Raw genomic sequence first — 12,271 nt, 5'->3', positions numbered from 1 at the left:
ACCTATGTCTCGACTCATCACAGTGGCGGAGGTAGGGGGATTCGAACCCCCGAGGGCTATTAACCCAACACGGATTCCAGCCGTGCGCCATAGGCCACTAGGCGATACCTCCGCGGAGGAGGCTACCGGGCAGGGCGCTAGCCGATGAAATCGCGTTGCCCAGCATCCATTAGAGTGAGGCCAACCCCCCGCGTGGCGGCATCTCGCCCAACTCCCCCAGGGCCGGAAGGCAGCAAGGGTAAGTGAGCTCTGTCGGGTACGCGGGGGGCCTTTGCGTCTTCATGCCCAAGAACGTCTGCCTCGGGTGTTGATCGTCGGACCAGGCGTCTAGGGTCTGGGACGTGGACTCCCCGCTCGCGCTCTATCGCCGCTACCGGCCCGAGACCTTCGCGGAGGTCATCGGTCAGGAGCACGTGACCGAGCCGTTGCGTGCGGCGCTGGCCGGCAACCGGGTCAATCACGCCTACCTCTTCTCCGGCCCCCGTGGCTGCGGCAAGACGACGAGCGCGCGGATCCTCGCACGCGCGCTCAACTGCGAGCGAGCGCCGATCGCCGACCCGTGCGGTGAGTGCGACAGCTGCCGCGACCTGGCCCGCGGCGGACCGGGGTCGATCGACGTGATCGAGATCGACGCGGCGTCCCACGGCGGCGTCGACGATGCGCGTGATCTGCGCGAGAAGGCGTTCTTCGCGCCGGTGAAGAGCCGTTACAAGGTCTACATCATCGACGAGGCCCACATGGTGACCACGCAGGGCTTCAACGCCCTGCTCAAGCTGGTCGAGGAGCCCCCGCCGCACCTGCGCTTCATCTTCGCCACGACCGAGCCCGACAAGGTGATCCCGACCATCCGGTCGCGCACGCACCACTACCCGTTCCGGTTGATCCCGCCGCGGCTCCTGTCGTCCTACCTGACCGAGCTCTGCGAGCTCGAGGGGGTATCGATCGAGCCGACCGCGCTGCCGCTCGTCGTGCGCGCAGGAGCCGGGTCGGCTCGCGACACGCTCTCCGTGCTCGACCAGCTGCTCGGTGGCGCGGGGCCGGCCGGGGTGACCTACCAGCTCGCCAGCGGCCTCCTGGGCTACACGCCCGACACCCTCCTCGACGACGTCGTCGACGCGTTCGCGGCCGGTGACGGCGGCGGCGTGTTCGGTGTCGTCGACCGAGTGATCGAGACCGGCCAGGACCCCCGGCGGTTCACCGAGGATCTGCTGCGCCGCCTGCGCGACCTGGTCATCGTGTCCGCCGTGCCCGATGCGCCCGCCACGGGCCTCATCGACGTCTCCGGCGACCAAGGGGAGCGCCTGGTGGCCCAAGCGGCGCGGTTCGGGCGCGCTGAGCTCACCCGCGCCGCCGACCTGGTCGCCGCCGGCCTGACCGAGATGCGCGGTGCGACGGCTCCTCGCCTGCTGCTCGAGCTGATCTGTGCCCGGGTGCTGCTCCCGGCCGCCGACCACGGCACCGACGGCGTCCTCGCCCGACTCGACCGGCTCGAGCGTCGGATGTCGATCGCCGGCTCGGCGCCCGCCGAGCCCGCTGCTCCGGCCCCGGCCGCCGCAGCCCCCGTCGCCGCGGTCCCGACCGCTGTGCCACCTACCCCGGTCCCGCCCGCCGAGAAGCTCGCGGCGCCCGTCGAGCCCGACCCGATGCCGGAGCCGGACGACTTCGATCCCGAGCCTCCCGAGCCAGTCGAGCCCGTTGCGTCCGCTCCCGCCGCCGAGCCGGCACCCGTGGCCACCCCCGCGGCGCCGCCGGCTCCCGCTCCCACGGGCAGCCTCTCGCTCGTCGACGTACGCCGCCTCTGGCCCGACGTCATCGCAGCGACGCAGCGCAAGCGTCGGGTGACCTGGATCCACCTCACGCAGAACTCCCAGGTCGTCGGCTTCGACGGCACGACGCTGACGCTCGGCTTCAACAACGCCGGCGCGCGCGGCAGCTTCGAGGGGGGCAGCGCCGAGGTGCTGCAGGAGGCGATCCGCGAGGTCGTCGGCGCCGAGTGGCGCATCGAGTGCATCCTCGACCCTGGCGCCACCGCTGGCGGAGCCCCGCCGCCGGCCGACCCCGGGTTCCCGGCAGCGCCGGCGGTCTCGGCAGCGCCCCTGACCTCGGACCCGCCGCCGTGGGACACCCCCGCGGCGGCTGAGCCCGCACCCGAGCCGCCGGCGCCCCGCCGTCCGCGGATGGCCGACATCCAGGCGGAGGCCGAGGCCGAGCCGCCGCACGACCCCGACGAGGCGGTCGACCTCGATGACGCCGACGTCGACGCCGAGTCCGGTGCTGAGCTGCTCGTGCGTGAGCTCGGCGCCCAGGTGATCGAGGAGATCCCCCACGGATGACCACACGGAAGAAGGCCTGACCATGACGCAGAACCCGTTCGACGCCCTCGGTGGCGGTGGTCTCGATCTCGGGGCCCTGCTCCAGCAGGCACAGCAGATGCAGGAGGACCTGCAGGCGGCCCAGGCCCGGCTCGCTGACGCAACGGTCGACGGCTCGGTGGCCGGCGGTGCCGTCGCTGTGACGGTGAGCGGCACGGGCGAGCTGGTCGCCGTCACGATCAAGCCCGGCACGGTCGACGGCGGCGACGCCGACGACCTCGCCGACCTGGGCGACATGGTGGTCGCGGCCTACCGCGACGCCAAGGCCAAGGCCGACGCGCTGGCCGACCAGACCCTCGGCCCGCTCGCGGGCGGGCTCCCCGGCATGGGCGGTCCAGGTCCGGACCTCGGCCAGCTCGGCTTCTGAGCCGACGGCGCTGACCTGATGTACGAAGGCGTAGTCCAAGACCTCATCGACGAGCTCGGCCGGTTGCCGGGCGTCGGTCCCAAGAGCGCGCAGCGGATCGCTTTCCACCTCCTCCAGGCCGACCCGGTCGACGTGAAGCGCCTCGCTGACGTCCTGATCGAGGTCAAGGAGAAGGTGAAGTTCTGCTCGATCTGCTTCAACGTGTCCGAGGACGACCAGTGCCGGATCTGCCGCGACCCGCGGCGGGAGCAGAGCCTCATCTGCGTGGTCGAGGAGTACAAGGACGTCGTGGCGATCGAGCGCACCCGCGAGTTCCGCGGTCGCTACCACGTGCTCGGTGGCGCGATCTCGCCGATCGACGGCATCGGCCCCGAGCAGCTGCACATCCGTGAGCTGTTGATGCGGCTGGGCGACGAGGCGGTCACCGAGGTGATCCTCGCCACCGATCCCAACCTCGAGGGCGAGGCCACCGCGACCTACCTGACCCGGATGCTGGGACCCTTGGGCTTGCGCGTGACGCGGTTGGCGAGTGGACTTCCGGTAGGCGGAGACCTGGAGTACGCCGACGAGGTCACTCTCGGACGAGCATTTGCAGGAAGGCAGGCGGCAACGTGACCGATCAGCTCCCCGGGCAGGCAGCCCTCGAGGCCTTGCTGGCGGTGGAGACGGAGACCGTGCGGTTCGCCGACGAGATCGCCAGCTCCGTGTCGGTGTTCCTCGACGCGATGCGGGTGATCGCGAGTCAGGCGACCGCGGGTCAGTCGATCCCGCTCCTCCTGCTCCAGATCAGCCAGGTCTCCCTGGCGGGCGCCAAGCTCGGCGCCCAGCGCGACTTCGCGCCGCGTGACGAATACCAGCCCGACGTCGGCCCCGACGCCGACCTCGACGACCTGCGGCTGCGCCTGGCGGCGCTGCTCGGCAACGTCGACACGATGAGCTACATCTTCGACCCGTACCTGCCCGAGGTGGTCGAGAGCCAGCTCTCCGACGACCTGGCGAGCATCGTGTCCGACCTCGAGCTCGGCATGAGGCACTACCGCGCCGGTGACGTCGAGGAAGCCCTGTGGTGGTGGCAGTTCTCTTATGTGTCCTCGTGGGGAGCGCTCGCCGGGGCCGCGATGAAGGCGCTGCTGTCGGTCATCGCCCACGACCGCCTCGACGTCGACAACGACTCCGAGCTCGACCAGATCGAGGCGGCCGAGGCCGCCTTGGACGGTGGCGTGGTCGGCGCCTGAGCCTCGGTAGAATCGACGGGCATCTTCCCCGTCGAAAACAGGAGCACAACCCCGTGGGCATTGTCGTGCAGAAGTACGGCGGATCGTCGCTGTCCGACGCCGACGCCATCAAGCGCGTGGCTCGTCGGATCGTCGACGCCAAGAAGGCCGGCAACGATGTGGTCGTCGCGGTGTCCGCGATGGGCGACAGCACTGACGAGCTGCTCGACCTCGCTGCACAGGTGAGCCCGCTCCCGCCGGCCCGCGAGCTTGACATGCTGCTCACCGCTGGTGAGCGCATCTCGATGGCGCTGGTCGCGATGGCGATCTCCGACCTGGGCTTCACCGCCCAGTCCTTCACCGGCTCCCAGGCCGGTGTCATCACCGACGACGTGCACGGCAAGGCCAAGATCCTCGACGTCACGCCGGGCCGCATCCGCAGCGCCATCGACGAGGGCCACATCGTGATCGTCGCGGGCTTCCAGGGCGTCAGCCAGCAGACCAAGGAGATCACCACCCTCGGTCGCGGCGGCACCGACACGACCGCGGTTGCCCTGGCCGCCGCGCTCGACGCCGACGTGTGCGAGATCTACACCGACGTCGACGGCGTCTTCACCGCCGACCCCCGGATCGTGCCCGCGGCTCGCAAGCTCGCCACGGTCACCTACGAGGAGATGCTGGAGCTCGCGGCCTCCGGCGCCAAGGTCCTCCACCTGCGCTCGGTCGAATACGCCCGGCGCCACAACATCCCGATCCACGTCCGGTCGTCGTTCAGCACCCTCGAGGGCACGATCGTCACCGGCAGCATCAACGACCCCGCCCCGGAGGGCAGCATGGAAGCACCGATCATCGCCGGCGTCGCCCACGACCGCAGCGAGGCCAAGATCACCGTGGTCGGCGTGCCCGACAAGGTCGGCGAGGCCGCGGCCATCTTCAACGCGCTGGCCGAGGCGCAGATCAACATCGACATGATCGTGCAGAACGTGTCGGCCGCTGCGACCAACCTGACCGACATCTCGTTCACGCTGCCGACCTCTGATGGCCAGACCGCGATGACGACGCTCGACGAGCTCAAGGCGCGGGTCGGCTTCGAGTCGCTCCTCTACGACGAGTCGATCGGCAAGATCTCGCTCATCGGGGCCGGCATGCGCTCTCACCCGGGCATCTCGGCGAAGTTCTTCACCGCGCTGGCCGAGGCCGGCGTCAACATCGGCATGATCTCGACCTCGGAGATCCGCATCTCGGTGATCGTCGACCAAGACGACGTCGACCGCGCCGTCCAGGCCTGCCACACGGCGTTCGACCTCGACGCCGACGAGGTGGAAGCCGTCGTCTACGGCGGCTCCGGACGCTGAAAAGTCGGCACGAAGCCGCTGACAGTCGGCACAAACTCGCTCGCGCGATCCGCGAGCGGTCGGAAGGATTGACCCCATGAAGATCGGAATCGTCGGCGCCACCGGCCAGGTCGGCGTCGCCATGCGCCAGATCCTCCTCGAGCGCGACTTCCCCGCCGACGAGGTGCGCTTCTTCGCCTCCTCGCGCTCGGCCGGCACCGTGCTGCCCTTCGGTGACCGCGAGGTCACGGTCGAGGACGCTGCGACGGCCGACCCGAGCGGGCTCGACATCGCCCTCTTCTCCGCGGGAGCGACCACGTCTCGCGCGCTCGCCCAGAAGTTCGTCGACGCCGGCGTCATCGTCGTCGACAACTCCTCGGCGTTCCGCAAGGACCCGGCCATCCCGCTGGTCGTCGCCGAGGTCAACCCCGGCGCCGCCCAGGACGTGATCGCTGCGGGCCGCGGCATCATCGCCAACCCCAACTGCACGACCATGGCTGCGATGCCGGTGCTCAAGCCGCTGCACGACGAGGCCGGGCTGGTCCGCCTCATCGCCTCGACCTACCAGGCCGTCTCCGGGTCCGGCGTGGCCGGAGTGGAGGAGCTCGCCACCGGCGTCGCTGCGGCCGGTGACAAGGCCCGTGAGCTGGCCTACGACGGCGAGGCCGTCGCGTTCCCCGAGCCGGGCGTCTACAAGCGCACCATCGCCTACAACGTGCTGCCCTTCGCGGGCAACCTGGTCGACGACGGGCTCAACGAGACCGACGAGGAGCAGAAGCTCCGCAACGAGTCGCGCAAGATCCTCGACCTCCCCGAGCTGCGCGTCTCCGGCATCTGCGTCCGCGTGCCCGTCTTCACGGGCCACTCGCTGGCGATCAACGCCGAGTTCGAGCGGTCGCTCCCGGTGGAGCGTGCTCGCGAGCTGCTGGCCGGGGCCCCGGGTGTCGAGCTGGCCGAGATCCCCAACCCGCTCCAGGCGGCGGGCAAGGACCCCTCCTACGTCGGGCGCCTGCGCCAGGACCCGGGCGTCGACGACGACCGCGGGCTGGCGCTCTTCATCTCCAACGACAACCTGCGCAAGGGTGCCGCGCTCAACACGGTGCAGATCGCCGAGCTGGTGCTCGCTTCCCGCTGACGCATCCCCGACACAGCGCGAGGGCGGCCCCACCGGGGCCGCCCTCGCGTTCGTCTGTGCCCTGACGGGCTAGGTCTCCGTTGGCTCTACGAAGGTCTTGGTGACCCAGACCGAGGCTAGGAAGGCCCCGACGCTGAGCACGGGGATCACGATGATCATCGACCAGTGGTCGAGCGCGTCGATCAAGAAGAGCAGCGCCACCACCGCGACCAGGCCGACCGCCAAGAAGCTGCTGCTCCCGGGGTCGGGGACCACGAAGGTCTTCAACAGCGTGCTGCCCAGCATGATGCACACCACGAAGGTCGCGAGCAGCAGCAGCAGGCCGGGTCCGCCGCCACAGGATGAGGTGTCGCGGACGGCCTCGCAGCCGCGGAGTGACAGCCAGGTCAGCAGCACCATCGCGCCACCGACGACGGCACCTGTCACGGATGCTGCGGGGTAGAGGGCGAGCAACGGTTCGCCGTCGCGCGCCAGAGCCGCGACCGCTGCGTCGTCGTGATCGTCGGTGGTGACCGGCTCGGGCTCGATCGGCGGGGCCATCTTGGCGCGCGGGCGGGCCGGCTTCTTTGCCGCGGGCACCGCGACCGGTTCCTCGGCTGCCTTTTCGACCGGCTTCGGTGCTGCCTTCTTCGGCGCGGGCTTCTTGGCCGGCGCCTTCTTGGCGGGCGCCTTCGTGGCCGGTGCCTCCACGACTGGTGCCTCCACGACTGGTGCGGGCTCCGGCTCAGGCGCGGCCTCGACCTCGGCCGGGGTCTCGATGACGAGGGTGCCGTCCACGGACTCCTCGGCGGGGGCGTCGTCGTTCACCGTGGCCTCGGCGACCGGTTCGGGCTCAGGCTCCAGCTCCAGCTCTGGCTCGGGCTCGGGCGCGGACTCGGCCGCGACTTCCTCGGCGGGCTCGGGCTCGGGCTCGGCGACAGGCTCTTCGACGAGCTCCGGATCAGGCTCCGGGACCTCCTCAGGCGCAGGCTTAGCGGCGGGGCGCTTGGCGGGCCCCGGGGCGTCCTTCTTCTTGCGCCCGAACAGCTTGGGCGGCTCCAAGCTGACCTTCAGCTTGTCCTGCTCGTCCGACATGGGGTGCAGTTTGTCACGAAGCCCTCGCTGTCGGGATGACGGCTCCCGCCAGGCGTCCCCCAGAAACCATTCGATCGACGCATTCCCAACGACAAAAGTCGCTGGCAGGGTGTCGTCGCAAGGGTGCGGCTCGGCGACCAAAGAACCGAGTTTGCATGGGGTTGAGCGCGAATGACGATCAAGAGCGCGCGGACGATGGCGTTCGCCGGACTTCTCGGAGCTGCTGGGGTCGTGGTGTTCGCACCATCACCAGCACACGCAGTGGCGGGCAATGTCCAACTCGACACCGGCGTGCTGGTCATCAACCTCGACACCACTGGTGACACGGTCTACTTCACCGAGGTGGGGATCAACGTCCGGGTCGTGGCAGACAAGGGCCTGACGCTGTTCAACGGTGGGCCGTGCTCGCAGCTGACGTTCGGCGTCCAGTGCCCCAAGGCCGCCGTCGAGGCCTTCGAGTTCACCGGCAGCAACGCCTCCGACACGATCTACGCCAACGGCACCGACGTCCCGGGTGAGTTCTTCCTCGGGAGCGGCGCCGACACCATGCGGCCCGGGCACGGGGCCGAGTTCATCCACGGTGAGGGCGGTTTCGACACCATCGACTACATCTCCCGCGACAACGACCTCGCGGTCAGCCTCAACGGGGTGGCGGACGACGGCGAGGCCGGCGAGGAGGATTTCGTCGACGACGACATCGAGCGGGTCTTCGGCGGTAGCGGGAACGACGTGTTCACGGGCGACGCCGGCACCCAGCAGTTCTACGGCGGCTACGGCGACGACATCCTCTACGGGTCGGTCGGCGCCGACGACACGCTCTCGGGCGACGGGGGTTTCGACGCCGTCATCTATGACGTGCCGGCCAGCGTGCCGCTCGCCATCTCGCTCCTGGACAACACCGCGAAGGTCGGCAACGCGGGGCCCCAGTCCGACAGCGTCTTCGGCCTGGAGATGGTGGTCGGCGGGGCAGGTGGCGACGTGATCACCGGTGACGACGACAACAACTGGTTGGTCGGCGGTGGCGGCACGGACGTGATCTCCGGCCTGTACGGCGACGACGTCCTCTACAACGACGGCGCGCTGTCGACGCTGGACGGTGGTCCGGGTGACGACCAGCTGCGCGCCTACCAGGGTGTGAAGAAGCTGCTCATCGGTGGCGACGGGGAGGACACGGTCGACTATTCGGGCTACGTCGAGTGGGACCTCTCCTACGAGGACTACTCGGGCCAGGCGGTCAAGGTCGACCTCGACGGCGCCGCAGATGACGGCTACCCGGGCCAGAAGGACAAGGTGGCCAAGGACGTCGAGAACATCGCCGGCACCCACTTCGGTGGCGACGAGCTCAAGGGCAGCTCGGCGGACAACGAGCTCTATGGCTACGGCGGTGACGACTCCCTCGCTGGCGGCGGCGGTAACGACCTGCTCGCACCCCAGCCGGTCCTCCTCGGACCGGCTGACCATGACCTGGTCAACGGTGGGGGAGGCCACGACCTGGTCACCTACGCCGATGGTCCCGAAGGCATCGTGCTCACGCTGGACAACGACGCCAACGACGGTCCGGCGGGAGATCTCGACAACGTCCGCAGCAACGTCGAGGACGTCCAGGGCAGCGCCGGCGACGACGACGTCTCCGGCAGCCGTGCGGCCAACATGCTGTACGGCGGCGATGGCGCCGACGACCTCGCCGGGCTGGGCGGCAACGACCTCCTGGACGGCCAGGCGGACGGCGACGACCTCAGCGGCGGGACCGGCAAGGACGTGGTCACCTACGAGGACCGGGTCACTGAGCTCCTCGTGTCGCTCGACGACGTCGTCGGAGACGGCGAAGCCGGAGAGGACGACAACGTCGGCTCCGACATCGAGATCATCTTCGGCGGCTACGGCGAGGACGTCCTGATCGGAAACGACGGCGTCAACACGATCTACGGCGGCGGCAGCGCCGACACGTTGGTCGGTCTGGGCGGCAAGGACCTTCTCTACGGGGATGACGGCGACGACGCCTTCTACGGCTTCACGGGCCTGGACGGAGCGGACAAGTTCTTCGGCGGCAACGGGCAAGACATTGCCGACTATCGGGACCGGACCGGTGACGTGATCGTCACGATCGACGGCGACAACGACGACGGCGAGGCTGGCGAGAAGGACACGGTGAGCCTCGACGTCGAGTCCGTGATCGGTGGTGATGGCCAGAACACGCTCACCGGCAGCGATGGCCCGAACACGCTGATGGGCGGCACCGGTCCTGACATCCTCAACGGCCTGGGCGGCGACGACGCGCTCTACGGGTTCGGCGGCAACGACGTCCTCGACGGCGGCGACGGCGCCGGTGACTTCGCCGACGGCGGCTCCGGTGGGACCGACACCTGTTCCAACGCGGAGACCGTGGTCAGCTGCGAGCAGCTCCTGTAGCGAGACCGACGTCCGGCTTCGTAGAAACCATCCGATCGAAGCATTCCCACCGGCGGCCACGGCTGGCAGGGTGCTCCGCAAGGGTGCGGCTCGGCGACCGAAGATCCGAGCTTGCATGGGGTGAGCACGTTGGTGATCAAGAGCGCGCGTACGGCGATCGTGGCGGGACTGCTGGGGTTGGGGACAGCGGGGGTCACGGTGCTCGCGCCAGCGCCAGCCTTCGCCGTGTCGGGCACGCTGCTCTACGACAGCGGTGTGGTGCTGATCGGCATCCAGGACAGCGGAGGCGACAACGTCTCGATCAGCGACGTCGGCGCCAACTTCCGGGTCGCCGCCGACAAGGGGATGACGCTCACCAGCGGTGCTCCGTGCACCCAGGTCAGCGCCTTCATCGTCACCTGTCCGTTGGCCGGGGTCGATGCGTGGGAGCTCACCGGGAGCAATGCTCACGACGTCGTGTTCGGCGAGGGGACCTCCGTCGACGGTGAGTTGGATCTCGGCGGCGGTGCTGACGTCTATCAGCCGGGTCACGGCAAGGACTTCATCCACGGCGGGTCCGGCACGGACATGGTCGACTACCACGCACGGACCGCGGCGCTCGACATCGACCTGAGCACGCCCAACGGCGACGGGGAGGCGGGCGAGGACGACTACATCTTCGGCGACAACGAGCAGATCTTCGGCGGGCAGGGCGACGACAAGATCAAGGGCGGCCCCAACGCGGACTACCTCTTCGGTCACGCCGGCGACGACACGCTCTACGGCACGGTGGGCCAGGGCGACTTCCTCGACGGCTACGAGGGCTACGACTCCGTCGAGTACGACGTCCCCGCGAACGTGCCGCTCGACATCACGCTCGACGAGGTCGCCAACGACGGCCCGATCGGTCAGGGCGACAAGATCATCCGCACCGAGCGGGTGGTGGGCGGTCTGGGCGACGACGTGATCCGCGGGAGTGTCTCGTCCGACTGGATCGTCGGTGGGGGTGGTAAGGACACGCTCCTCGGTGACAACGGCAACGACCTTCTGTATGCCGAGGGCAACGGGTCGGTCATGGACGGTGGCCAGGAGGGCGACACCTTCATCGCCTACAAGGGCACCGGCAAGACGATCATCGGCGGCGTCGACCAGGACACGGTCAGCTACTCCGGCTACGTGGAGTGGGACCTGTCCTACGAGGACTACTCGACCCAGTCGGTCAAGGTCGACCTCGACGGAGCGGCCGACGACGGCTATGCCGGCCAGAAGGACCGCGTCGGCAAGGACGTCGAGATCATCGAGGGCACCCACTTCGGGGACGACGAGCTCAAGGGCAGCTCCGCTGACAACGAGCTCTACGGCTACGGCGGCAACGACATCCTCACCGGTGGAGGCGGCGACGACCTGTTCGCACCGCAGCCGGTCCTGGCTGGCCCCGCTGACAGCGACCTGGTGAATGGTGGCGGCGGCACGGACCTCGTGACCTACGCCAACGGTCCGACGGAAGTGGTGGTGACGCTCGACAACGACGCCAACGACGGCCCGTCCGGCGACCTCGACAACGTCAAGTCCAACGTCGAGGGGATCGAGGGCAGCGCGCAGGACGACGACCTGTTCGGCAGCCGGGCGGCCAACACGCTGCTCGGCGGAGACGGCGCCGACGAGCTGCACGCTCTGGGCGGCAACGACGTGATCGACGGACAGGGCGGCGACGACTTCATGTTCGGCGGGACCGGCAACGACACCGTGTCCTACGCCGACCACACCGACAACGTCAGCGTCGCTCTCGGCCCCGGTGGCAGTGGCGGCGGAGACTTCGAGAGCGACTCGATCGACGGTGACATCGAGAACGTCATCGGCGGTAGCGGGGACGACCTGCTGACCGGTTCGGACGGGAAGAACAAGATCTTCGGAGGCTTCGGCGAGGACGACATCCAGGGGCTCGGCGGCAACGACGTTCTCGACGGGGGCGAGGAGAACGACACGATCTACGCCGGTTCGGTCGCGGACGGTGCCGACAAGATCTCCGGCGGCAACGGGGTCGACCTCATCGACTACCGGGATCGGACCCTCAGTGTGTCGGTCACCTTCGACGGCAAGGCCAACGACGGCCAGGCGAGTGAGAAGGACCTGATCGACCTCATCGAGAACGTCAGGGGTGGTGCAGGCGCCGACGTGATCACCGGCAACGAGTACGTCAACATCCTCGAGGGCGGTGACGGCGCCGACACCATCAGTGGCGCCGACAACAACGACTTCCTCTACGGGGAGGGCGGCAACGACTTCTTGGACGGTGGCGATCACACCGACTTCGGTGACGGTGGTCCTGGTGTCTCCGACACCTGCGTGAGCATCGAGACCGCAGTCAACTGCGAGTTGTAGGACTG

The 12,271-nt window shown here is 69.1% G+C and carries 9 protein-coding genes, 1 tRNA gene and 1 other RNA gene; 9 read left to right on the top strand and 2 right to left on the bottom strand.

What is annotated here, in order from left to right; translation table 11 throughout:
• Window positions 1-23 precede the first annotated feature (23 nt).
• Window positions 24-112 (bottom strand) — tRNA-Ser (locus F0U44_RS14480).
• Between the two features lie 70 nt (window positions 113-182).
• Between F0U44_RS14480 and ffs the strand changes: the two genes are divergently transcribed.
• From ffs to F0U44_RS14445, 7 genes are all read left to right on the top strand, one after another.
• An RNA gene (ffs, locus tag F0U44_RS14475) (signal recognition particle sRNA small type) lies at window positions 183-273 on the top strand.
• A 68-nt stretch (window positions 274-341) separates the two neighbouring features.
• Window positions 342-2,333: a DNA polymerase III subunit gamma and tau gene (locus F0U44_RS14470; protein ID WP_149728961.1), complete on the top strand. Its 1,992-nt coding sequence runs from the start codon at window positions 342-344 to the stop codon at window positions 2,331-2,333.
• A gap of 22 nt (window positions 2,334-2,355) precedes the next feature.
• A complete protein-coding gene (locus F0U44_RS14465; protein ID WP_149728960.1) occupies window positions 2,356-2,739 on the top strand; it encodes a YbaB/EbfC family nucleoid-associated protein in 384 nt (127 codons plus the stop codon).
• Between the two features lie 18 nt (window positions 2,740-2,757).
• Window positions 2,758-3,354 carry a recombination mediator RecR gene (recR, locus tag F0U44_RS14460; RefSeq protein ID WP_149728959.1) on the top strand — a complete coding sequence of 199 codons (597 nt, stop codon included), beginning with the start codon at window positions 2,758-2,760 and terminating at the stop codon, window positions 3,352-3,354.
• A complete protein-coding gene (locus tag F0U44_RS14455) occupies window positions 3,351-3,974 on the top strand; it encodes a DUF5063 domain-containing protein (protein ID WP_246160468.1) in 624 nt (207 codons plus the stop codon). The genes recR and F0U44_RS14455 overlap by 4 nt, the downstream gene beginning before the upstream one ends.
• Before the next feature lie 53 nt (window positions 3,975-4,027).
• A complete protein-coding gene (locus tag F0U44_RS14450; protein WP_149728958.1) occupies window positions 4,028-5,308 on the top strand; it encodes an aspartate kinase in 1,281 nt (426 codons plus the stop codon).
• A 76-nt stretch (window positions 5,309-5,384) separates the two neighbouring features.
• Window positions 5,385-6,422, top strand: coding sequence for an aspartate-semialdehyde dehydrogenase (locus F0U44_RS14445; protein ID WP_149728957.1), 1,038 nt, complete (start codon window positions 5,385-5,387; stop codon window positions 6,420-6,422).
• Between the two features lie 69 nt (window positions 6,423-6,491).
• Here the strand turns inward: F0U44_RS14445 and F0U44_RS14440 are convergent, their stop codons facing one another.
• A complete protein-coding gene (locus tag F0U44_RS14440; protein ID WP_149728956.1) occupies window positions 6,492-7,496 on the bottom strand; it encodes a hypothetical protein in 1,005 nt (334 codons plus the stop codon).
• Window positions 7,497-7,667: 171 nt separating this feature from the next.
• On the opposite strand from F0U44_RS14440, the gene F0U44_RS14435 reads away from it, so the two are divergent.
• A complete protein-coding gene (locus F0U44_RS14435) occupies window positions 7,668-9,905 on the top strand; it encodes a calcium-binding protein (protein WP_149728955.1) in 2,238 nt (745 codons plus the stop codon).
• Between the two features lie 120 nt (window positions 9,906-10,025).
• Entirely contained in the window at window positions 10,026-12,266 is a 2,241-nt protein-coding gene (locus F0U44_RS14430; protein WP_149728954.1) for a calcium-binding protein, read from the top strand.
• The last annotated feature ends 5 nt before the right edge of the window (window positions 12,267-12,271 follow it).

The organism is Nocardioides humilatus (assembly GCF_008373755.1).
Lineage (GTDB): Bacteria > Actinomycetota > Actinomycetes > Propionibacteriales > Nocardioidaceae > Nocardioides > Nocardioides humilatus.
This window is presented reverse-complemented; position numbering and strand designations above follow the sequence as displayed.

Coding starts and splice junctions, on each gene's coding strand:
- F0U44_RS14465 (WP_149728960.1), top strand. CDS start 2,356: ATGACGCAGAACCCGTTCGACGCCCTCGGTGGCGGTGGTCTCGATCTC.
- recR (WP_149728959.1), top strand. CDS start 2,758: ATGTACGAAGGCGTAGTCCAAGACCTCATCGACGAGCTCGGCCGGTTG.
- F0U44_RS14445 (WP_149728957.1), top strand. CDS start 5,385: ATGAAGATCGGAATCGTCGGCGCCACCGGCCAGGTCGGCGTCGCCATG.
- F0U44_RS14440 (WP_149728956.1), bottom strand. CDS start 7,496: ATGTCGGACGAGCAGGACAAGCTGAAGGTCAGCTTGGAGCCGCCCAAG.
- F0U44_RS14435 (WP_149728955.1), top strand. CDS start 7,668: ATGACGATCAAGAGCGCGCGGACGATGGCGTTCGCCGGACTTCTCGGA.